The organism is Streptomyces sp. FH025 (assembly GCF_017427025.1).
Lineage (GTDB): Bacteria > Actinomycetota > Actinomycetes > Streptomycetales > Streptomycetaceae > Kitasatospora.
This window is the reverse complement of the sequence record NZ_JAFLNG010000060.1, coordinates 1-20,797: the sequence shown is the minus strand read 5'-3', so window position 1 is coordinate 20,797 and position 20,797 is coordinate 1. Positions and strand designations below refer to the sequence as shown.

20 protein-coding genes are annotated in these 20,797 nt (G+C 72.5%); 15 read left to right on the top strand and 5 right to left on the bottom strand.

Annotated elements, in window-relative coordinates:
• The first annotated feature begins 212 nt into the window (after positions 1-212).
• From J0670_RS07095 to folE, 5 genes are all read left to right on the top strand, one after another.
• Positions 213-1,397: a zinc-dependent metalloprotease gene (locus J0670_RS07095; RefSeq protein WP_207810530.1), complete on the top strand. Its 1,185-nt coding sequence runs from the start codon at positions 213-215 to the stop codon at positions 1,395-1,397.
• Positions 1,398-1,672: 275 nt separating this feature from the next.
• Positions 1,673-2,806 (top strand): tRNA lysidine(34) synthetase TilS, encoded by a 1,134-nt coding sequence (gene tilS / locus J0670_RS07090; protein WP_207810529.1) that lies wholly within the window; start codon positions 1,673-1,675, stop codon positions 2,804-2,806.
• Between the two features lie 71 nt (positions 2,807-2,877).
• Positions 2,878-3,432, top strand: coding sequence for a hypoxanthine phosphoribosyltransferase (gene hpt, locus J0670_RS07085; protein WP_031064035.1), 555 nt, complete (start codon positions 2,878-2,880; stop codon positions 3,430-3,432).
• Between the two features lie 224 nt (positions 3,433-3,656).
• Positions 3,657-5,711: an ATP-dependent zinc metalloprotease FtsH gene (ftsH, locus tag J0670_RS07080; protein ID WP_207810528.1), complete on the top strand. Its 2,055-nt coding sequence runs from the start codon at positions 3,657-3,659 to the stop codon at positions 5,709-5,711.
• 112 nt (positions 5,712-5,823) lie between these two features.
• Complete coding sequence (gene folE / locus J0670_RS07075; protein ID WP_207810527.1) at positions 5,824-6,429, top strand: GTP cyclohydrolase I FolE; 606 nt, start codon at positions 5,824-5,826, stop codon at positions 6,427-6,429.
• Between the two features lie 109 nt (positions 6,430-6,538).
• Here the strand turns inward: folE and J0670_RS07070 are convergent, their stop codons facing one another.
• Positions 6,539-7,693, bottom strand: coding sequence for an esterase family protein (locus J0670_RS07070; RefSeq protein ID WP_207810526.1), 1,155 nt, complete (start codon positions 7,691-7,693; stop codon positions 6,539-6,541).
• A 378-nt stretch (positions 7,694-8,071) separates the two neighbouring features.
• Between J0670_RS07070 and J0670_RS07065 the strand changes: the two genes are divergently transcribed.
• From J0670_RS07065 to J0670_RS07035, 7 genes are all read left to right on the top strand, one after another.
• Complete coding sequence (locus J0670_RS07065) at positions 8,072-9,913, top strand: phosphatidylglycerol lysyltransferase domain-containing protein (RefSeq protein ID WP_207810525.1); 1,842 nt, start codon at positions 8,072-8,074, stop codon at positions 9,911-9,913.
• A 69-nt stretch (positions 9,914-9,982) separates the two neighbouring features.
• Entirely contained in the window at positions 9,983-10,855 is an 873-nt protein-coding gene (gene folP, locus J0670_RS07060; protein ID WP_307806418.1) for a dihydropteroate synthase, read from the top strand.
• Between the two features lie 28 nt (positions 10,856-10,883).
• Positions 10,884-11,363, top strand: a complete 480-nt coding sequence (locus J0670_RS07055; RefSeq protein ID WP_207810523.1) for a nuclear transport factor 2 family protein — start codon at positions 10,884-10,886, stop codon at positions 11,361-11,363.
• A gap of 250 nt (positions 11,364-11,613) precedes the next feature.
• Entirely contained in the window at positions 11,614-11,973 is a 360-nt protein-coding gene (folB, locus tag J0670_RS07050) for a dihydroneopterin aldolase (RefSeq protein WP_196948098.1), read from the top strand.
• Positions 11,974-12,016: 43 nt separating this feature from the next.
• On the top strand, positions 12,017-12,619 hold the full coding sequence (gene folK / locus J0670_RS07045; protein WP_207810522.1) for a 2-amino-4-hydroxy-6-hydroxymethyldihydropteridine diphosphokinase: 603 nt from the start codon (positions 12,017-12,019) through the stop codon (positions 12,617-12,619).
• 151 nt (positions 12,620-12,770) lie between these two features.
• Positions 12,771-13,259 (top strand): DUF3180 domain-containing protein, encoded by a 489-nt coding sequence (locus J0670_RS07040; RefSeq protein ID WP_207810521.1) that lies wholly within the window; start codon positions 12,771-12,773, stop codon positions 13,257-13,259.
• A gap of 122 nt (positions 13,260-13,381) precedes the next feature.
• Positions 13,382-14,566 carry a hypothetical protein gene (locus J0670_RS07035; protein WP_207810520.1) on the top strand — a complete coding sequence of 395 codons (1,185 nt, stop codon included), beginning with the start codon at positions 13,382-13,384 and terminating at the stop codon, positions 14,564-14,566.
• 99 nt (positions 14,567-14,665) lie between these two features.
• Here the strand turns inward: J0670_RS07035 and J0670_RS07030 are convergent, their stop codons facing one another.
• Complete coding sequence (locus tag J0670_RS07030) at positions 14,666-15,241, bottom strand: TerD family protein (RefSeq protein ID WP_207810519.1); 576 nt, start codon at positions 15,239-15,241, stop codon at positions 14,666-14,668.
• Positions 15,242-15,380: 139 nt separating this feature from the next.
• Positions 15,381-15,878: a hypothetical protein gene (locus J0670_RS07025; RefSeq protein ID WP_243436640.1), complete on the bottom strand. Its 498-nt coding sequence runs from the start codon at positions 15,876-15,878 to the stop codon at positions 15,381-15,383.
• 63 nt (positions 15,879-15,941) lie between these two features.
• Here J0670_RS07025 and arfB point away from each other — a divergent pair, with 63 nt between their 5' ends.
• Positions 15,942-16,373 (top strand): alternative ribosome rescue aminoacyl-tRNA hydrolase ArfB, encoded by a 432-nt coding sequence (gene arfB, locus J0670_RS07020; RefSeq protein ID WP_207810517.1) that lies wholly within the window; start codon positions 15,942-15,944, stop codon positions 16,371-16,373.
• A gap of 37 nt (positions 16,374-16,410) precedes the next feature.
• On the opposite strand, the gene J0670_RS07015 is transcribed toward arfB, so the two are convergent.
• A complete protein-coding gene (locus tag J0670_RS07015; RefSeq protein WP_207810516.1) occupies positions 16,411-16,947 on the bottom strand; it encodes a flavin reductase family protein in 537 nt (178 codons plus the stop codon).
• 362 nt (positions 16,948-17,309) lie between these two features.
• On the opposite strand from J0670_RS07015, the gene J0670_RS07010 reads away from it, so the two are divergent.
• Together J0670_RS07010 and J0670_RS07005 are read left to right on the top strand one after the other, a co-directional pair.
• A complete protein-coding gene (locus J0670_RS07010) occupies positions 17,310-19,094 on the top strand; it encodes a diguanylate cyclase domain-containing protein (protein ID WP_207810515.1) in 1,785 nt (594 codons plus the stop codon).
• Between the two features lie 141 nt (positions 19,095-19,235).
• Positions 19,236-20,315: a hypothetical protein gene (locus tag J0670_RS07005; protein ID WP_207810514.1), complete on the top strand. Its 1,080-nt coding sequence runs from the start codon at positions 19,236-19,238 to the stop codon at positions 20,313-20,315.
• Positions 20,316-20,373: 58 nt separating this feature from the next.
• Here J0670_RS07005 and J0670_RS07000 read toward each other — a convergent pair.
• The coding region (locus J0670_RS07000) for an amidohydrolase family protein (protein ID WP_207810513.1) at positions 20,374-20,797 on the bottom strand (424 nt) is incomplete at its 5' end.

Below are 20,797 nucleotides of genomic sequence, written 5' to 3'. Positions count from 1 at the left end.
CCCCTCGCCCGGGCGCTGCCGTCGCACCGACGGCAGCGGCCCACCGGGCCCCGAGAGGGGCCTGGAAAGGGGGTCGGCCCGGCCGGGCCCGAGGCGTCTTCCGGGCGGGCGGTTCGGGTTGAAGTGGCTGCTGGGGCGGGCAGGATGGGTGTGGGTCGGGTGTTCGGGTCGGGTGGCTGCCGTTGGTGGTGGGGAGCACGTACGGTGAGGGCATGACGAGCGCGAGTGGCGGGGCTGACATGGTCGACTGGAATCTCGCGGTCGCAACCGCGACCAGGCTGGTGCGGCCGGGGCCGGAGGTGAGCCGGGCCGAGGCGGCCGCGGTGGTCGCCGAGCTGCGTCGGCACGCCCTGGAGGCGGAGGAGCACGTCCGCGCGTTCACCGGGATGCGGTCGAGCAGTCTGGTCGCAGCCGCCGCGACGCCCGTGCTGGTGGTGGACCGCCCGGGGTGGGTGCGGGCGAACGTGGCGGGCTTCCGCACCGTCGTCCAGCCGCTGGTGGAGAAGTTGCAGGCGCGCCGGGCGAACAGCGCGGCGGCCGGGGTGTTCGGCGCGGTGGGGGAGAAGGCCACCGGGATCGAGGTGGGGGCGCTGCTGGCGTTCCTGGCGACCAAGGTGCTCGGCCAGTACGAGACCTTCGCCCCGGCGGAGCCCTCGCTGGAGGCCCCGGACAGCCCGGCGGCGCTGTTCGACAAGCCGCGGACGGGCCCGGAGGGCCCCGGTCCGGGCCGGCTGCTGCTGGTGGCGCCGAACATCGTGCACGTCGAGCGGGAGCTGGACGTCGACCCGTCCGACTTCCGGCTCTGGGTGTGCCTGCACGAGGAGACGCACCGGACGCAGTTCACCGCGGTGCCGTGGCTGCGCGACCACATCCAGTCGGAGGTGCAGTCCTTCCTCGCCGAGACGGACGTCGACCCGGGCGCCCTGCTGGACCGCCTCCGGGACGCCGCGGGCTCGCTGGGCGCCGGCCTGCCGGGCACGGGTGGCCGGGAGAGCCGGGAGGGCGCCTCCTCGGCGAACCTGCTGGAGATCGTCCAGTCGCCCGCGCAGCGCGAGATCCTGGGCCGGCTGACGGCGGTGATGTCGCTGCTGGAGGGTCATGCGGACGTGGTGATGGACGGTGTCGGCCCGGCCGTGGTGCCGACGGTCGCGGAGATCCGGGAGAAGTTCCAGCAGCGCCGCGACCGGGGTGCGAACCGGCTGGACCTGGTGCTGCGCCGGCTGCTCGGCATGGACGCCAAGCTGCGCCAGTACCAGGACGGCGCGGTGTTCGTCCGGGCCGTGGTGGAGCAGGTCGGCATGGAGGGGTTCAACCGGGTGTGGACCTCCCCGAACACGCTGCCCACCAAGGACGAGATCCACGACCCGGCCGCCTGGGTCGCCCGGGTCGCCCGCTGAGGCCCCGGCGCGGGGCGGAGGGCGGGGCTGCGGCCCGGGTGGCGGCGGTCAAGCCCTCTCGTACGAGTGGTCCAATCGGGTACACGGCGAGTGAAGATACGTTTCTCCATTCACCCGAACGTGGGACGGTGGTCGTACCGGTGGCGCGGGTGGCGTAGCGGGTCGCTCCTTTCTGCCACCATCTGTGAGCGCCCGGTAACAGGGCGCGCACGCAGGTGCGCGGTCCGCCGCGCCCCACCGCAGTCCTGTCCCCCTCCGTCGAGGAGTCGTCCGCCGTGGGCCCTCACCCCGCCGTCGCCGCGATACGCCTGGCCGTTCGCCGTACGCTCACCGACCTCGCCGCCGAGGCCGGTTCCACCTTCACCGCGCCCGCACCCGTGCGCGAGCCCCGCGAGCGCCCGGCCGGGGCGCCGCTGGTGGGTGCCGCCGTCGGCACCACCCTGATCGGCAACGCCGCGCGCCACCCGTCCGGGCTGCCCCGCACCCCGGCCGCCCCCGGCTCGCCGCTGGTCCTGGTCGCCGTCAGCGGCGGCGCGGACTCGATGGCGCTGGCCATCGCCGCCGCCTTCGAGGCCCCCAAGATCGGTCTGCGGGTCGGCGCCGTCACCGTCGACCACGGCCTCCAGCCCGGCTCCGCCGACCGCGCCGCCCAGGTGGCCGAGCGGCTGCGCTCGCTCGGCCTGGACCCGGTCGAGGCGATCCCGGTGCGGGTCGGCCGCACCGGCGGCCCGGAGGCCGCCGCCCGGGACGCCCGCTACGCCGCCCTGGACGAGGCCGCCGAGCGCCACGGCGCGATCGCGGTGCTGCTCGGCCACACCCGGGACGACCAGGCCGAGACCGTCCTGCTGGGCCTGGCCCGCGGCTCGGGCGCCCGCTCGCTGGCCGGGATGCCGGCCCAGAAGGGCCGCTACCGCCGCCCGCTGCTGGAGCTGGACCGGGCGGCCACCCTGCAGGCCTGTTCCGCCCAGGCGATCCCGGTCTGGGATGACCCGCACAACTGTGATCCCGCCTACACCCGCTCCCGGGTCCGCCACGAGGTGCTGCCGGTGCTGGAGAAGCACCTGGGCGGCGGCGTGGTGGAGGCGCTGGCCCGTACCGCCCGGCTGTTCCGCGACGACGCCGACGCCCTCGACCAGTGGGCCGCCCTGGCCGAGCGCGACCTCCGTACGGGCGAAGGCGCCCTGGACGCCGTGAAACTGGCCGAACTGCCGTCCGCCGTGCGCCGCCGGGTGCTGCGCCGGGCCGCGCTGCGGGCGGGCTGTCCGGCCGGGGACCTCTTCGCGCGACACCTGGAGGCGGTGGACCTGCTGGTCACCGGATGGCGCGGTCAGGGGCCGCTGCACCTACCCGGGGGCGTCGAGGCCACCCGCAGGTGTGGCACGCTGGTCTTTCGGCGGCAGGGCGCCTGACGGGCGAGGCATGTCCCGGGGGAGCCGGCCGCCGGCCACACAGACCCCGAACGTTTGAGGACGTATCCCCGGTGGACCAGAACGACATGGGCGCTGACCTCGCGAAGGTGCTCATCAGCAAGGACGAGATCGACGCCAAGCTCCTTGAGCTGGCCGAGCGGATCGACCGGGACTACGCAGGCAAGGACCTGCTGATCGTCGGCGTCCTCAAGGGGGCCGTGATGGTCATGGCCGACCTCGCCCGGGCCCTGCACTCGCAGGTCACCATGGACTGGATGGCCGTCTCCTCGTACGGCATGGGCACCAAGTCCTCCGGCGTGGTGCGCATCCTGAAGGACCTGGACACCGACATCGCCGGCCGTGACGTCCTGATCGTCGAGGACATCATCGACTCCGGCCTGACGCTGTCCTGGCTGCTGGGCAACCTGGGCTCGCGCGGCCCGGCGTCGCTGGAGGTCTGTGCCCTGCTGCGCAAGCCGGACGCCGCCAAGGTCGAGATCGACGTCAAGTACGTCGGTTTCGACATTCCGAACGAGTTCGTGGTCGGCTACGGCCTGGACTACGCGGAGAAGCTGCGTAACCTCCCCTTCATCGGCACCCTCGCCCCGCACGTCTACGGCGGCTGAGGGTCCGTTCGGGCTACGGGCGGGAACAGCAGGTCGTTCCCGCCCGTTGGACCGGGGGACAAAGAACCAAAGCCGTGTCGCCGTGCTCCCGCCATGGGCGGGTCCGACTGCGGTACGGTCCAATAAACCGCTCTTCACATGAGCACCGACCGGATGCGCCGCGGCCCACAGCCTCCCGGCGCCGTTGAGTGGCAGGAGGGACGGGGCGGCAACGCCCCGCATGGATGGACGTCAAGCGATACTTCCGTGCGCCGATCATGTGGATCGTGCTGGCCGTCCTCGCCGTCATCGTACTGATGCAGGTCGTTTCGGATTCGAACGGCTACAAGACGGTGGACACCGGTCAGGTGGTCGCGGCGATCGACGCGCACAACGTCAAGTCGGCGCAGATCACCACCGGTGATTCGAACACGATCAAGATCCAGCTGAAGGACGGCGCCACGCTGTCCAACGCCGGTACGGGCAAGGTCCCGTCCGGCAGCAAGTTCCAGGCCTCGTACATCGGTGACCAGGGCGTCGCCATCGCCGACAAGCTGCAGGCCCAGATCAACGACAAGGACCCGAACACCCTCTCCGAGGGCTACACCGTCAGCCCGGAGAAGCAGAGCACCTTCGTCAGCCTGCTGCTGTCGATGCTGCCGATCGTGATCATCGTCCTGGTCTTCCTGTTCCTGATGAACCAGATGCAGGGCGGCGGCTCGCGCGTCATGCAGTTCGGCAAGTCCAAGGCCAAGCTGCTCACCAAGGACACCCCGAAGACCACCTTCGCCGACGTCGCCGGTGCCGACGAGGCGGTCGAGGAGCTCCACGAGATCAAGGAGTTCCTGCAGGAGCCGGCCAAGTTCCAGGCCGTCGGCGCCAAGATCCCCAAGGGCGTGCTGCTGTACGGCCCGCCCGGTACCGGTAAGACCCTGCTGGCGCGTGCCGTCGCGGGCGAGGCCGGGGTGCCGTTCTACTCCATCTCCGGTTCGGACTTCGTCGAGATGTTCGTCGGTGTCGGCGCAAGCCGGGTCCGCGACCTGTTCGAGCAGGCCAAGGCGAACGCCCCGGCGATCGTCTTCGTCGACGAGATCGACGCCGTCGGCCGGCACCGCGGCGCGGGCCTCGGCGGCGGTCACGACGAGCGCGAGCAGACCCTCAACCAGCTGCTGGTCGAGATGGACGGCTTCGACGTCAAGGGCGGCGTGATCCTGATCGCCGCGACCAACCGCCCCGACATCCTGGACCCGGCGCTGCTGCGCCCGGGCCGCTTCGACCGCCAGATCGCGGTGGAGCGCCCCGACCTCCAGGGCCGTCTGGACATCCTCAAGGTGCACCAGAAGGGCAAGCCGATCGCGCCCGACGTCGACCTCTCGGCCGTCGCCAAGCGCACCCCCGGCTTCACCGGCGCCGACCTGTCGAACGTGCTGAACGAGGCGGCGCTGCTGACCGCCCGTTCGGACAAGAAGCTGATCGACAACGGCATCCTGGACGAGGCGATCGACCGCGTCGTGGCCGGTCCGCAGAAGCGCACGCGGATCATGTCCGACAAGGAGAAGAAGATCACCGCGTACCACGAGGGCGGTCACGCCCTGGTCGCGGCGGCCTGCCAGTACAGCGACCCGGTGCACAAGATCACCATCCTGTCCCGGGGCCGGGCCCTCGGCTACACCATGGTGCTGCCGGACGAGGACAAGTACTCCACCACCCGCAACGAGATGCTCGACCAGCTGGCCTACATGCTGGGCGGGCGCGCGGCGGAGGAGCTGGTCTTCCACGACCCGACCACCGGCGCCTCGAACGACATCGAGAAGGCCACCGCCACGGCGCGGGCCATGGTCACCCAGTACGGCATGACCGAGCGCCTGGGCGCGATCAAGTTCGGCACCGACAACTCGGAGCCGTTCCTGGGCCGCGAGATGGGCCACCAGCGCGACTACTCGGAAGAGGTCGCCGGGCTGGTCGACGAAGAGGTCAAGAAGCTCATCGAGAACGCGCACAACGAGGCCTGGGAGATCCTGGTCGAGAACCGCGACGTGCTCGACAACCTGGTTCTGGAACTCCTGGAGAAGGAGACCCTGAACAAGGAGCAGATCGCCGAGATCTTCGCCCCGGTGGTCAAGCGCCCGGCCCGGCCGGCCTGGACGGGGTCCTCCCGTCGCACGCCGTCCACCCGGCCGCCGGTGCAGTCCCCGAAGGAGCTGGCGCTCACCAACGGCGCCGCGTCCGTCGACAGCGCGCCGGTGGACATCGTGAAGCTCCCGCCGCTGCCGGCGTCGGAGCCGCCGACCGAGGGCTGATCACGGCTTCCGCAGGAAACGGAATGGATGCCGCGTCACCGGGGTTTGTACCCTGGAGGCGCGGCATCCGTGCTGTTCAGCCAGAGTCTTCCCACAACTAAGCGAGGCCCGCATGATCGACCCGGTGACGCTCGACGGTCCGCCCGCCGTCGGGACCTTCGACCAGAAGCGGGCCGAGAACGCCATCCGCGAGCTGCTGCTCGCCGTGGGGGAGGACCCGGACCGCGAGGGCCTGATCGAGACCCCCGCCCGGGTCGCCCGGGCCTACAAGGAGATCTTCGCGGGCCTGTGGCAGGAGCCCGAGGACGTCCTGACCACCACCTTCGACCTGGGCCACGACGAGATGGTCCTGGTCAAGGACATCGAGCTGACCTCGGTCTGCGAGCACCACCTGGTGCCGTTCCGCGGGGTGGCGCACGTCGGGTACATCCCGTCCAACAGCGGGAAGATCACCGGCCTGTCGAAGCTGGCCCGGCTGGTCGACGTCTACGCCCGCCGCCCGCAGGTGCAGGAGCGGCTGACCAGCCAGGTCGCCGACGCGCTGATGCGGATACTGGAGCCGCGCGGGGCGATCGTCGTGGTCGAGTGCGAGCACATGTGCATGTCGATGCGCGGCATCCGCAAGCCCGGCGCCAAGACCATCACCTCCTGCGTGCGCGGCCAGCTGCGCGACCCCGCCACCCGGGCCGAGGCGATGAGCCTGATCATCGGGCGGTAGCGCCACCGGGCGCTGACGGAGGAACGGCTCAGGGCACCTCGTGCTCCGCGTGCGGCGGAGCCGGGGTGCCCGGCGCGTTCCGGCGGGTGGTCGCCCGCTCGGACGGGCCTTAACCCATGTGGGTGCCCAGCCATTCGAGCGAGGCGGGCAGCTCCCGGGTCCAGCTGTAGAAGTTGTGCCCGCCGTCGTCCAGGTAGAGCGATTCGACCTTGAACTGCGGGTTGGCCGCCGCGACCTGGGTCGCCTGCTCGACGAAGTGGACGGTCTGCGGGTAGTCCGACTCCGTGCGGGTGGAGACGATCAGCGTGTTGAGCGTCGGCACGGGCAGGTTCTGCAGCCGCCAGGCGAGGTCGTGCTGCTGGGCGAGTGCGGTGTCGCCGTGGAAGAGGTCGCCTCCGGTGTAGCCGTCCTGGCGCACGGCGAAGTCCCCGTGCAGGCTCACCGCGCTGCCGTAGACGTTCGGGAAGCGCATCGCCAGCCGCAGCGCGCAGGAGCCGCCGGTGGAGTAGCCGAAGGTGGCCCAGGAGCCGGCCGTGCGGCCCACCCGGTAGGTGCTGAGGATGGCCTCGGGGACGTCCTTGACGAACCAGGTCTCGGTCCGCGGCCCGCCCGGGACGTCCACGCACTCGGTGTCCAGGGCCGGGACGACCGCCGGACGGGCCATCACCAGGACGGTCGGGGGCATCCTGCCCGAGTGCTGCAACTCGATCGCGGTCTGGGCGAGGGGCACCTCCTGGAGCAGGTTCAGGGAGGAGCCCGGGTAGCCGGAGAGGGCCAGCAGGACGGGGAAGCGGACCAGGGCGAACTTCGGGTCGAAGTACTCGCGCGGCAGGTAGACGAACATCTGGTCGGAGAAGCCGGTCTCCTTGCCGCTGACCCGGACCGACTCGATCCGGCCGACCTCCTCGGGCGTGCCCTTGGGCAGGGTGGCCACCGTCTCCAGGCCGCCCTCGGCGGTGGGCTGGATCAGCGCGTCGGCGCCAGCCCCCCCGCCCTTGTGGTTCTCGTTGCCGGCCAGCGCGAGCTTGGCGCCGCTGGGGCTGAGCAGGTCGTCCCAGGTGGTGTAGAACCCGAAGGAGTTGTTCACCGACAGCGCCAGCACGGCCAGGAGCGAGACTTGAACGACCGTCAGCAGTCCGATCCGGCCGAGCACCGGCAGCGGGCGCTGCCGGGCCAGCCTGGGCCAGATCCACAGGGTGGTGAGCAGGGCCGCCGCTCCGAGTGCGAGCAGCGAGTTCACCAGCGCTTCGCTGGTCAGTTCCATACCGTCGGCCTTCCGGTGGGACACTGTCGGTGCAGGCTCCATCGTCTGGCGGCCCGTCAGGCGGGGCCACCGCGGCTAGGCTGTCCGGGCGCCCCGGCCCGGTCGGGAGGGCGGGGGAGGCCAGGGGCAACCGGAGCCCTAGAATGCGGCGTCCACCGTACGTAACGCGTACCCGGGGGTCTGGCCGCGCCACGCGCCGGCGGGCCACCGACTCCCACCCCCGGCTCAACCCGCAGCGCACCCACGGCACCGGTTTACCGTCCGTTTCCGGATCCTTGGTATGCGCATTGCCTGATGAAGGAATAGGCATGAAGGTCCATCACACGTGGTCCCCCGAAGTGACCGGACACCGCACCGCAGCCTCTACCCTGAGCTTCCATGAGCGTTCCCGTGTCCGTTGAGCCGAGCCCCGAGCAGTCGCCGCGCCGCAAGCGCGGCCTGCAGACGCTGCGCACCCAGGCGGCCGCCGTCCCGAGGGCCTGGCTCCCGAGCGCGGTCGGCTACGCCTGTCTGCTGATCGGGCTGATGGACATCGCCGGCGCGGTGTTCCCCAAGCTGCGGCACACGAAGGTGCACACCTTCGCCGGGCAGCTGCCCGGCGGCACCACCAGCCTGGCCGCGGTCGGCACGCTGATGGTCGGCATCCTGCTGGTGCCGCTCGCGCACGCGCTGCGCCGGCGCAAGCGGCGGGCCTGGCGGGCGGTCTGCGTGCTGCTGCCGGTCAGCGCGGCGCTGCACATCGTGCGCTGGCACCAGATCGGCCCGGCGGTGGTCTCGCTGGTCGTCCTCGCCGTGATGCTGGTGCACCGGCGCGAGTTCTACGCCAAGGCCGACCCGCGCACCCGCTGGCGCGCGGTGGTCAACCTGGTCGTCATGGGCGTCCTCAGCGTGCTGCTCGGCCTGCTGATCGTGAGCACCCGGACCAGGTACGAGTTCGGCCACCCCGGCCTCACCGAGCGGCTGCAGCACGTCGCGTACGGGCTGTTCGGCTTCGAGGGCCCGATCCGCTACACCAACGAGCGGATGTCCGACCTGGTCGCCTACCTGCTCGGCGGCCTCGGCCTGCTGACCGCCTTCACCACCGCCTACCTGGCGCTGCGCCCGGGCAAGCCGAAGCCGGAGCTGACCGCCGAGGACGAGGAGAAGGTCCGCGAGCTGCTCAAGCGGCACGGCGAGCGCGACTCGCTCGGCTACTTCGCGCTGCGCCGCGACAAGAGCGTGCTGTTCTCGCCCACCGGCAAGGCCGCGATCTCCTACCGGGTGGTCTCCGGCGTGATGCTCGCCTCCGGCGACCCGGTCGGCGACGTCGAGGCCTGGCCGGGCGCGATCAAGGTGTTCATGGCCGAGGCCCGCGAGCACGCCTGGGTGCCCGCCGTGATGGGCTGCAGCGAGGTCGGCGGCGAGGTCTGGACCCGCGAGGCGAACCTGGACGCCCTGGAGCTGGGCGACGAGGCGATCGTCGACACCGCCACCTTCTCGCTCGCCGGCCGGGCCATGCGCAACGTCCGCCAGATGGTCAAGCGGATCGAGCGCAACGGGTACTCCTGCAAGGTGCGCCGGGTCTCCGAGCTCACCGCGGACGAGAAGTACCGGATCGCCGACGCCGCCGCCCGCTGGCGCGGCACCGACACCGAGCGCGGCTTCTCGATGGCGCTGGGCCGCTTCGGCGACCCGCTGGACGACGACTGCGTGGTGGTCACCGCTCACAAGGACCCGGAGGAGGGCGAGGGCGGCGACGACCTCAAGGCCGTGCTGCACTTCGTGCCCTGGGGGCCGGACGGCATCTCGCTGGAGCTGATGCGCCGCGACCGCGCCGCCGACCCGGGCCTGAACGAGCTGCTGATCGTCGCCGCCCTGCAGGCCGTGCCCGCCATGGGCGTCCGCCGGGTGTCGCTCAACTTCGCGATGTTCCGCTCGGCGCTGGCCCGCGGCGAGCGGATCGGCGCCGGCCCGGTGCTGCGCGCCTGGCGCGGACTGCTGGTGTTCCTGTCCCGCTGGTTCCAGATCGAGTCGCTGTACAAGTTCAACGCGAAGTTCCAGCCGGAGTGGGAGCCGCGCTTCCTGGTCTTCCCGAACACCCGGGACCTGCCGCGGATCGGCTTCGCCGCGATGCAGGCGGAGGCCTTCATCACCCTCGGCATGCCGCGCTTCGGCCGCAAGCGCCAGCGCGAGGGCCTGATGCCCGTGCCGTCGGCCCGCGAGGTCACCGAGGCCGCCTGAGGCGCCCGAGACGCGAACGTGGCCCCCGCCGAGAATCCTCGGCGGGGGCCACGTTCGATAATGGGGGACATGAGCAATACGTCGCCCTTCTCCCTGCCGGCCGGGTTGCCGCGGCTCGACCGCTGCGCCGTGATGGGCGTGGTCAACGTCACGCCCGACTCCTTCTCGGACGGCGGGATGTGGTTCGACCCCGCCAGGGCGATCGCGCACGGGCTGGCCCTGCGGGCGCGCGGCGCGGACCTGGTGGACGTCGGCGGCGAGTCCACCCGGCCCGGCACGACGCGGGTGCCCGAGGAGGAGGAGCTGCGCCGGGTGCTGCCGGTGGTGCGCGAGCTGGCCGCCGCCGGGGTCATGGTGTCGGTCGACACCATGCGCGCCTCGGTCGCCGAGCGGGCCGTCGAGGCCGGCGCCGCGATCGTCAACGACGTCTCCGGCGGGCTCGCCGACCCGGCGATGGCCCGGGTGGTCGCCGAGAGCGGCGCGCCCTTCGTGGTGATGCACTGGCGCGGGCAGTCCGCGGACATGGACCGGCTGGCCGTCTACGACGACGTCGTCCGCGACGTGGTCACCGAGCTGACCGACCGCATGGACGCCCTGCTGGCCGCCGGGGTCAAGGAGGACCAGCTGATCCTCGACCCGGGCCTCGGCTTCGCCAAGACCGCCGAGCACAACTGGGCGCTGCTCGGCCGGCTGGACGCGCTCACCGCGCTCGGCCGTCCCGTCCTCGTGGCGGCTTCGCGCAAGCGGTTCCTGGGTACGCTGCTCGCCGACCCGGAAACCGGGGAGCTGCGCCCGGCCCGCGAGCGGGACGACGCGACGGCGGCGGTCTCGGTGCTGTCGGCCCAGGCCGGAGCCTGGGCGGTACGGGTGCACGACGTGTCCGGCACGGCGGACGCCGTCCGCGTGGTCGCGGCCTGGCAGCGCGCGGCGCGGCTGGGGTGAGGGAGGGTCTGTGACAGGTGACGGCAGGGTGAGCGGCGGTACGGCCGGGAAGGCCCCCCAGGCGGACCTGGAGGCGGTGCTCGCGGCGAACCGCGCGCTCTACGAGGCGCTGGAGCGGGGCGACGTCGAAGCGGTCGAGGACGCCTGGCTGGGCGCCGAGTACGCGGACGACAAGGGCGGCGTGGTGTGCGTGCACCCCGGCTGGCCGGTGCTGCGCGGAAGGGCGCAGGTGACGCGCTCGTACATGCTGATCATGATGAACACGGAGTACATCCAGTTCTTCCTGACCGATGTCGAGGCCGAGGTCCACGGAGATGTGGCCCTTGTCACGTGCACCGAGAACATCCTCTCCGGCGGCGAGGCGGAGGAGGAGGGGGAACTCGGCCCGCTGGTCGGCGGAAAGGTCGTTTCGACCAATCTGTTCCGCCGCACCCCGGCCGGGTGGAAACTCTGGTCGCACCACGGTTCACCCGTTCTGACCAGCGGGGACGAGGACGACGAGGACTGATTCCGGCGGATACGGGAATACGGTGCCGGGTGGTCGCCCGAGAATTTCCCGGTGGTCACCGAACGTTCACGTCAATCGCCATTTCGGCGCGCGTGGCGACGGTTCGTGCCGGGTAGGACGGTCAGGCGTTGTCTGCGCTCGCGGGTAGATTCGAAACGGAGTGGCGGGCATGCCGCCCGCCTTCACCGCCCTGCCCGTCCACGCCTTTCTCCGGGTGGGGCCCGTCCGACTGGGAGCAGTGATTCGTTTGCTGGACCGCGTCACCCTGCGGGGGCTGCGAGCCCGGGGCCACCACGGCGTCTTCGAGCGTGAGCGCATCGAGGGCCAGACCTTCGTGGTCGACCTCGTGCTGTACCTGGACACCCGCCCCGCCGCGGCCGGAGACGACCTCACCCGCACGGCGCACTACGGCATCGTGGCCGAGGAGGTCACCGCGATCATCGCCGGGGACCCGGTCGACCTGATCGAGACCCTGGCCCAGCGCATCGCCGACCAGTGCCTGAAGCACGAGCCGGTCGAGGAGGTCGAGGTGACCGTGCACAAGCCGGACGCCCCGATCACCGTGCCGTTCGACGACGTGACCGTGACCATCCACCGGGGCCGCGCATGACCCCCACCGCGCGCCTGGTTTCCGATGTAGAGGACGTTTTCCGATGAGTAGCAGCGACCACCCGATCACCGAGCCGAACGCGTTCGACCTGGAGAGCCGGGTGGACTCGGCCGACACCACGCTGCACAGCCAGCGCTGCGCGGTGATCGCGCTCGGCAGCAACCTGGGCAACCGGCTGGACACCCTGCAGGGCGCCGTCGACGCGCTCGCCGACACGCCCGGGCTGAGGATCAAGGCCGTCTCGGCGGTCTACGAGACCGAGGCCGTCGGCGGCCCGGCGGAGCAGCCGAACTACTACAACGCGGTCGTCGTGCTGCGCACCTCGCTGCCCCCGCGCGACCTGCTGGAGCGCGGCAACGCGATCGAGGACGCCTTCGGCCGGGTGCGGGAGGTCCGCTGGGGGCCGCGCACCCTGGACGTGGACATCCTGGCCTACGAGGGCGTGGTCAGCGACGACCCGCAGCTGGTGCTGCCGCACCCGCGCTCGCACGAGCGGGCCTTCGTGCTCGCCCCGTGGCTGGACGCCCAGCCGGAGGCCGAGGTGCCCGGGCACGGGCAGGTCGCCGCGCTGCTGGAGGCGCTCGGCGGGCCGGACGCGCAGGGCGTGAAGCGGCGTGACGACATCCGACTGACCCTGCCGGAGTAACTCAGCCAGGCCGGCCGGGGAACTCGGCCAGGGGGCCCGGCCGTACGAGTAGATGTCCGTCCGGCCGGGCCCGGTACGGTGGCCTGGCGCCTCCGCGTCGGGCCACCGGGCGGGCGGCCGGCTCTGGTACCCCGGGAAGGACCTCCTCCGAGTGAAGCTGCTTCGCCTCCGCCTGCTGATCGGGATCACCGCCGCGACGACGGCGCTGTCCTGGGCCGGCTCCAAGCTGTGGGCCTCCCTGGACACGCTGCCGGCCGTGCCGGCCGCGGCCCCGGTGGTGCTGGCGGCGGTGGCGGTGATCCTGCTGGCGACCGCGATCTCGCTGCGGTCCCGGCTGAAGGCGGTGCGCGAGCGGCAGCCCGGCGCGAAGCGGGTCGACCCGCTGCTGGCGGCCCGGGCGGTGGTGCTGGGGCAGGCCAGTGCGCTGGTCTCCTCGGTGGTCACCGGCATCTACGCCGGGGCCGGGATCTACCTGCTCGGCGAGCTGGACGTGTCGGCCCGCAAGGACCAGGCCGTCACCGCCGGGCTCGCGGTGCTGGCGGGGGCCGCGGTGATCGCCGCGGCGCTCTGGCTCCAGCACGTGTGCAAGCTCCCCGAGAACCACGACGATCCGAGCGGTCCGGCGGCCTCGCATCACTGACCAGGCCTTTTCTCGTGATCTTGAGTGAAAGGCCGAGCACGTGCGGTAAAAACCTCGCCCTGTCAAGGGTTGAAGGGGACCCTGGGCTGACACGGCCCCAATTCGCACGCTAGTTTCTTGGCATGTCTCGCGGACGCCACCGTCATTCCTCCGTCCTCGGCCGGGTCTTTCCCCCCACCGCCGCCGGCGTACTGCTGGTCGCCGCACTGGCCGCTCTGCTTTTCAGTCAGGACACCATCCTGGTGCGCTCGGTGGGCGTCGCGGCGCTGATCGCGACGCTCGGCTTCGCGGTGCTGCTGCGCCAGCGGGACAAGGCCGCCCGCGCGGCCGCCGAGATGTCCTCCGCGCAGCGGCTGCGGGCCGAGGAGCGGTTCGAGGAGCAGCTGGCCGAGGCCGAGTACGCGGCCGAGGTCGCCGAGGAGCGGGCCACCCGGTTCGGGAGGCGGCTGACGGCGGAGAAGTCGCGGCTGGCGAAGGCCGAGACCGAGATCGCCCGGCTGCTGCGCGAGCGGGCCGTGACGGTGGCCGAGCAGGCGCTCAAGGAGGCCGAGGCGGCCCAGCGGGCGCTCGCCGCGAGCCGGCCCAAGTACCCGGCCAGCCCGGCCGCGTTCGTCCGCGCGGCGTCCGTGCTGCGGATGCTGGAGCGTCGGGCGGCCGAGCAGGAGGCGCGGCGGGAGCGTACGGCGGGCGCGGAGGTCGCGCTGCGGGCGCCCGCGAAGGCGTCGCTGACCGGCACGGGCACCCCGGCCGCGCCGGCCCCCAAGCCGGTGTCCGTGCCCGCCCCGGTGGTGCCCTCGGTGCCCACTCCGGCGCAGGCGCCGCTGGCCCAGGCACCGATGACCCCGGCGCCGTCGGCGCGGCCCACGCCGCTGCGCCCGGCGCTGACCGCGCAGGTCGGTCAGCTCGGCGGCACCCAGAGCGTGCCGGCCCCGGCTCCGGTGGCGGCGGAGCGGCAGCGGCCGCGCCCGGCGCAGCCCGGCCAGGCGCGCGGGCAGGGCTTCAGCTTCTTCGGCCGCAGCTCGGGTGCGGCGGTGCGGGCGGCGGCTCCGGCGCCGGCGGTGGGCAGCGTCGCCGAGCTGGGGGAGCGTACGGACCTGGCCGACGTGGTGGGCGACGAGGCGGTCGCGGCGAAGGCGAAGGCCGAGGCGCAGGAGGCGGCGGAGGCGGTGGAGACGGCCGTTCCGGGTGGCGCGCAGCCGGCGGAGCCGGCCGGGGCGGCGGAGCAGGACGGGCCGACCGTGGTGGACCTGACGCCGGAGGACGAGACCGAGCTGATCCAGCTGCCGGAGCTGCGCGCCTCGCGCTGAGGCCCGGCCCGGAACGAACGCGACGGCGCGGGAGTCGGTACGTACCGACTCCCGCGCCGTCGCGTTTCCCGGGGGTGCGTCGGGCCCGCCGGGGGTGGGTCAGATCTGGACGCCGAAGTCCTGGGCGATGCCGGCCAGGCCGGAGGCGTAGCCCTGGCCGACCGCGCGGAACTTCCACTCGCCGTTGTTGCGGTAGAGCTCGCCGAAGATCATCGCGGTCTCGGTGGCGGCGTCCTCGGAGAGGTCGTACCGGGCGATCTCGGCGCCGCCGGCGGCGTTCACCACGCGGATGTAGGCGTTGCGGACCTGGCCGAAGTTCTGGCCGCGGGCGACGCCGTCGTAGATGGTGACCGGGAAGGTGATCTTGGCGGCCTCGGCGGGCAGGCCGGCCAGGTTGACGTTGATCGACTCGTCGTCGCCCGCGCCCTCGCCGGTGCGGTTGTCGCCGGTGTGCACGACGGTGTTGTCCGGCGTGCTGGTGTTGTTGAAGAAGACGAAGTGCGCGTTGGACAGCACCTTGCCGTCCGCGTTCAGGACGATCGCGCTGGCGTCGAGGTCGAATTCGGCGCCGGTCGTGGTGCGGAGGTCCCAGCCCAGGCCGACACTGACCGCGGACAGGCCGGGGGCCTCCTTGGTCAGCGAGACGTTGCCACCCTTGGAGAGGCTCACTGGCATGGCGATTGCAGTCCCTTCGTTCGCTTTTTCCGGGAGAACGCAATACTCCGGCGGCTTGGTTCCGTGTGGGCCGTGAATTCTTCGTAAGGCGTCAAAGCCGGGCAAAGCGCAGGCAAAGCGGCGGTCCGGGGCGCGGGGTTCAGACGCGCGGGAACCGGCCCTGGAGCGACCAGATGTTCGGGTTGTCGGCCAGGTCGGGGTGCATGTCGAACAGGTCGGCGAGGGTGTCCTGGAGGAAGTCCCGGGCCTCGCGCCGCAGGTCGCTGTGGCGGACCACGGCGGGCGGCTCGTCCGGCAGCCAGGTCGCGGTGATCTCGACCCAGTTGAAGCGGCGGGCGAAGCGCAGCAGCTCGGTGTTCTGGGTGAAGTCGAGGTCGGCGGTCTGCACCCGGGCGGCGCGGGAGCCGTCCGGGTCGCGGTCGAGCTGCTCGACGATGTCGCACAGCGCCCAGGCGAAGTCCAGCACCGGGACCCAGCCCCAGCGGGTGGAGACCTCGGCGCCCTCGGCGTCCAGGTAGACGTCGCCGCAGAAGAGGTCGTACCGCAGGGAGCGCACGGGGGCGGTGCGGTAGTCGGTCTGCGGGGGGTCGGGGAAGCGGTTGGAGAGGGAGTAGCCGAGCTCGATCACGTACGCCATTGTCGGGGCTCGGCGGGCGGATAACCGGGTGACCGGGCGGGCACGGCGCGGGATGATGGGCGCATGTTCGAGCCCATCCGCGTACGGGGCTCGGTGGTCGTCCCCGATGCCGAGCTCGTCTGGCGCTTCTCGCGTTCCTCCGGCCCCGGTGGCCAGCACGTCAACACCTCCGACTCCAAGGTCGAGCTGCGCTTCGACCTGGCGGCCTCGGAGGCGCTGCCCGAGGTGTGGCGCGAGCGCGCCCTGGAGCGGCTGGCGCACCGGCTGGTGGACGGCCGGGTGCTGGTGGTCCACGCCTCGGAGTTCCGCTCGCAGTGGCGCAACCGGGAGGCGGCCGCGGCCCGGCTGGCCGCGCTGCTGACCGAGGCGTGCGCGCCGCCGCCGAAGGCCCGACGGGCGACCCGGCCGAGCCGGGGGATGGTCGAGCGGCGGCTGTCCAACAAGCGGCACCGCTCCGAGCTGAAGCAGGGGCGGCGGGCGCCGCGCGGCGAGTAGTCCGGCCGGTTCAGCCGGTTCAGCCGGTTCGTCCGGTTCAGCCGAGGGTGCGGTAGCCGCCGCGGAAGTAGAGCAGCGGGCGGCCGCTCGGGTCGGGGACCACGGCCTCCAGGACCCGGCCGAGCAGCAGGGTGTGGTCGCCCGCGGGTATCCGCTGCTCGGTGCGGCACTCGACGGTGGCCAGCGCGCCGTCGATCAGCGGGGCGTCGGTGTGCGGGCCGCGGTGGTGCGCGGTGTCCGCGAACAGCAGCCGGTCGCTGAGCCGGCCCTTCATGGCGAAGCGGGAGCCGAGCGTCTTCTGCCCCTCGGTGAGCACCGAGACCGCCCAGGTGTCGGTCCGGGAGAGCACCTCGTCCATGCGGGAGTCCTCGCGGACCGAGATCAGCACCAGCGGCGGGTCCAGCGACACCGAGAGGAAGGACGTGGCGGTCATGCCGACGTCCTCTCCGTCCTCCGGGTCGTGGACGGTCACCAGGCTCACGCCGGCGGCGAGCTGGGAGAGTGCTGCCCGGAACTCGTCGGGCGTGGCGTGGGAGGCAGCTTCGGGCTGCGTGGACGGGTACACGTACCGCACGGTAGTCGGCGGTCGCGGGAAACGGCATCGGGCCGTGGTCGTAGGACCAGCGGCGCAGCCGTGAGGGTACTCCCGGTGACCGAACTCACTCTCAGGAGTGAAGCAGAGGGACTCGCGGGTGCACTGGGCTTCAGTGGACGGCCGATGCGGTCGACCACGAGAAAAGTCCCGATAACGCTTTGTGTCCCGCTATGGGATAGATGAACTGATTAAAGGCACATTAGTGTCGTGTGATTTAAGTCACAAGTAGTGGCCTATTGCTGACCGAGCGTGCCGAACGCTGTGCTCGCTGTGATTCAGTTCTTCTGGCAATCGGACGATAACCAATCAAGAACTATCCGAAGCAGCCGGGGAGCCCCCGCATGGAAGCCGAGTCGGAGCCCTACGTCCGTCTCGCGACCCTCCGCACCTTGCACCGGGTCGTGGCGGACCTCAACGCTGCCCGCAGCCTGGCGGGCACGCTGCAGGCCGTCGTCGAGGGCGCGGTGCACGGGCTCGGCTTCGACGCCGCCGCCGTCAGCCTGGTCCGCCCGGACGGCGACCTCGTGGTGGCGGCCGTCTGGGAGCTGGAGGAGAGCCCGATGGGCGGGCCCTCGGTGCTGCTCGGCCAGGTCGGCTCGCGGGAGTCCTGGGACCGGCTGCTCGGCGTCAGCGACCACTGGGGCACCCTGCGCTTCCTGCCGTACGACCGCGGCTGGGCCGTCGCCAGCGACATCCCGCGCTGGATCGGCGACGGCCCGCTGCCCGTCTACGCCAACGACTGGCACCCCGCCGACGGGCTGCTCGCCCCGATGTACAGCGCCGGTGGCGACCTGCTCGGCGTCCTCTCGGTGGACCGCCCGCGCAGCGGCAAGCGGCCCGGGGCGTGGACCCGCGAGGCGCTGGAGATGTTCTCGTTGCAGGCCTCCATCGCGATCGGCAACGCCCGGCTGCGGGCCGAGATGCAGCGGGCGCTGGCCCGGCTGGAGAAGGAGCAACAGGCGCTGAGGGCCAGTGAGGAGAGCTTCCGTCAGGCCTTCGAGTACGCGCCCAGCGGGATGGCCATCACCGAGCTGCACGGCGCCGGGCGCGGCCAGCTGACCAGGGTCAACGACGCGCTCTGTCGCCTGCTCGGCCGCCCCCGGGCGGTGCTGCGCCAGCAGAGCTTCGCCGACCTCGTCCACCCCGAGGACCGGGCGCTGCTGGAGCGCACCAGCGCCGAGAGCGGCCGGGCGGAACTGCGGCTGTCCCGGCGGGACGGCGGCTACCAGTGGGTGTGCCTGCGCAACTCGATCGTGGCGGACGCGGCCGAGGGCCCGAGCTTCCTGCTCACCCACGTCGAGGACATCGAGGACCGCAAGCGCCACGAACTCCAACTCGCCCACCGGGCCAGCCACGACGCGCTCACCGGCCTGCCCAACGGCGCCGAGCTCAAGGCCCGGCTGGCCCGGCGGCTCTGCCCCGAGCCGAAGCCGGTCGGCACCGTCGCCGCCGAGTCCGGCGCGGGCGACTACCCGCAGCCGTACGGCTACCCGGCCGACTCCTACCACGCGCACGCGGCGTACGAGGGCCTGGACCCGTACGCCGGAGCGGCGCGCGGCTACGGGTCGGCCGACAGCTGCTCGATGCCCGGCCTCGGCGCGGGTTTCGGGGAGCACGTGCACGCGGTGGTCCCGGCCGAGTTCGGGCCGGGCGGCGACGTCTGGTCCGCGCCGTTCCGCTCCGGCGGGTCGGCCTCGGTGGACAAGGGCCTCGCGGTGCTCTTCTGCGACCTGGACGGCTTCAAGTCGATCAACGACCGGTTCGGGCACAACGCGGGCGACTCGGTGCTGGTCGAGGTGGCCCGCCGGCTGAGCGGCGCGGTCCGGGACGGCGACACGGTGGCCCGGCTGGGCGGCGACGAGTTCGTGGTGCTGGCCGACGGGATCGGCCGCGAGGAGGCCAAGGACCTCGCCCACCGGCTGCGCAACGCGATCATCCCGCCGATGCGGATCGACGGGCGGGCGATGCGGGTGGGAGTGAGCCTCGGGATCGGCTGGGCCGGCTGCGGGATGAGCATCGAGGAGGTGCTGCACACCGCGGACGAGCGGATGTACGACGAGAAGCGGGCGCGCGGCGGCGCCGTGCGCGGGGCCCGGGGCGAGCGCTCCCACCGGCGCGCCGGCTGACGCCGGGGGCCGTCCGGATCGGGTTCGCGCAGGTCGGCCGGGTGCCCGGCATCCGGTGGCGCGCAGGTTACCCATGAGTTGTCAAGGGGTCTTTCACCGCTGTCGGGAACGGCAGGTAGGGTTCCCGGTACGACAGCGTCCATGATCTGCGCCGCCCGCAGGCCGGCGGCGCACCGGATGGGGGAGCAGACCACCGTGACGACCGCCGGCGACAACGGAGTGCCAGAGGGCCAGGGGGGCGGTGCCCCGCAGGACGACGACCCGTTCGGCTACCTCTACCGCCCGGCCGACGGCTCCACCGGGCAGCCGGCCGAGCCGCAGCAGGGTGTTCCCCGGACGCCGTACAGCCGGCCGATGGAGGTCGGGCGCGCGCAGTACGGCCAGCAGCAGTACGGCCAGCAGTACCAGCAGGGGGTGCCGCCGCGCGCGCAGCAGCCGAGCCCGTACGGCCAGCCCGGAACGGCGCAGCCCCCGTACGGGCAGCAGCCGCAGCAGGCCCCGTACGGCCAGCCCGGGGTGCCGCAGCAGCAGGCCGAGTACGGTGCGCCCACCCAGCAGACCCGCTACGCCGAGCACTCCCGCCCGCAGCCGGGGGACGAGCGGCCGAGCAGCGGCCGGAGCAAGGGCGCGGTGATCGGCGCGGTCGCCGTGGTCGCGGCGATAGCGATCGGGGCCGGGGTCGCGCTCTCCACCGGCGACGCGGACGTCGACAAGTCCGCCAAGGGCAGCACCGTGACCACGGCCCCGTCGGCTCCCACCGCCGCCCCGACGACGGCCGCCGCGACCGCGTCCGCCTCGCCCTCGGCCAGCGCGACCGTCGGCTCCGGCCCGTCGACCGTGGACGCGAGCCAGCTCCAGGCGCAGAACGCGCCGTCCGGCAACACCGTCAAGGGCGCCAAGTCCGCCGACGGCAGCTACCTGACGCTCCAGCAGGGCGGCTCGGTGACCTGGACCGGTGACGTCGCGACGGCCGGGACGTACAAGCTGACCGTGCACTACGGCAACGCCGGGGCGGACGTGAGGGGCGCGGCCTCGGTGAACGGCAAGGACTGGCCGAGCGGCCTGAACTACAAGAACTACACGCCGGGCAAGGACCCGGCGTCGTCCTGGTTCACCACCTGGATACTCCCGCAGTTCCAGGCCGGGTCGAACTCGGTCACCTTCACCGTGCCCTCCGGGCCGATCCTGATCGACCAGATCACCATCGAGCCGGGCGGCTGAGCAGACGCGCGAACGGCCGCCCGTCCCCTTCCGGGGAGGGCGGCCGTTGCCGTTGTGCTCAGGCGGGCCGCACGGTGGCGAACCTCTCGCCGCCGAGGACCCACCGGCCGCGGCGCATCACGGCGACCAGGTCGTAGCTGTCGGAGTCGACCACGGCCAGGTCGGCGAGCTTGCCGGTCTCCAGCGAGCCGATCGACTCGGAGAGGCCGAGCAGCCGGGCCGGGGTGGCGGAGAGCGACTCGACGGCCTGGTTGAGGGTCAGGCCGTTGACGGTGACGGAGCGCTTGAACGCCACGTCCAGGGTGAGGGTGGAGCCGGCGATCGCGCCGCCCTCGACCAGCCGGGCGACGCCGTCCTTGACCTCGACCTGGAGCGGGCCGAGCGGGTAGAGGCCGTCGCCCATGCCCGCAGCGCCCATGGCGTCGGTGATCAGGGCGACCCGGGAGGCGCCGGCGGTGCCGTACGCCAGGTCGAGGACGGAC

Excerpts from the sequence above, each read along its gene's own strand:
- J0670_RS07035 (WP_207810520.1), top strand. The coding sequence starts at position 13,382 with ATGTCTCGCGGACGCCACCGTCATTCCTCCGTCCTCGGCCGGGTCTTT.
- J0670_RS07025 (WP_243436640.1), bottom strand. The coding sequence starts at position 15,878 with ATGGCGTACGTGATCGAGCTCGGCTACTCCCTCTCCAACCGCTTCCCC.
- J0670_RS07070 (WP_207810526.1), bottom strand. The coding sequence starts at position 7,693 with ATGGAACTGACCAGCGAAGCGCTGGTGAACTCGCTGCTCGCACTCGGA.
- arfB (WP_207810517.1), top strand. The coding sequence starts at position 15,942 with ATGTTCGAGCCCATCCGCGTACGGGGCTCGGTGGTCGTCCCCGATGCC.
- J0670_RS07030 (WP_207810519.1), bottom strand. The coding sequence starts at position 15,241 with ATGCCAGTGAGCCTCTCCAAGGGTGGCAACGTCTCGCTGACCAAGGAG.
- folP (WP_307806418.1), top strand. The coding sequence starts at position 9,983 with ATGAGCAATACGTCGCCCTTCTCCCTGCCGGCCGGGTTGCCGCGGCTC.
- folE (WP_207810527.1), top strand. The coding sequence starts at position 5,824 with ATGATCGACCCGGTGACGCTCGACGGTCCGCCCGCCGTCGGGACCTTC.
- J0670_RS07010 (WP_207810515.1), top strand. The coding sequence starts at position 17,310 with ATGGAAGCCGAGTCGGAGCCCTACGTCCGTCTCGCGACCCTCCGCACC.
- J0670_RS07005 (WP_207810514.1), top strand. The coding sequence starts at position 19,236 with ATGATCTGCGCCGCCCGCAGGCCGGCGGCGCACCGGATGGGGGAGCAG.
- J0670_RS07095 (WP_207810530.1), top strand. The coding sequence starts at position 213 with ATGACGAGCGCGAGTGGCGGGGCTGACATGGTCGACTGGAATCTCGCG.
- J0670_RS07065 (WP_207810525.1), top strand. The coding sequence starts at position 8,072 with ATGAGCGTTCCCGTGTCCGTTGAGCCGAGCCCCGAGCAGTCGCCGCGC.
- folK (WP_207810522.1), top strand. The coding sequence starts at position 12,017 with ATGAGTAGCAGCGACCACCCGATCACCGAGCCGAACGCGTTCGACCTG.
- ftsH (WP_207810528.1), top strand. The coding sequence starts at position 3,657 with ATGGACGTCAAGCGATACTTCCGTGCGCCGATCATGTGGATCGTGCTG.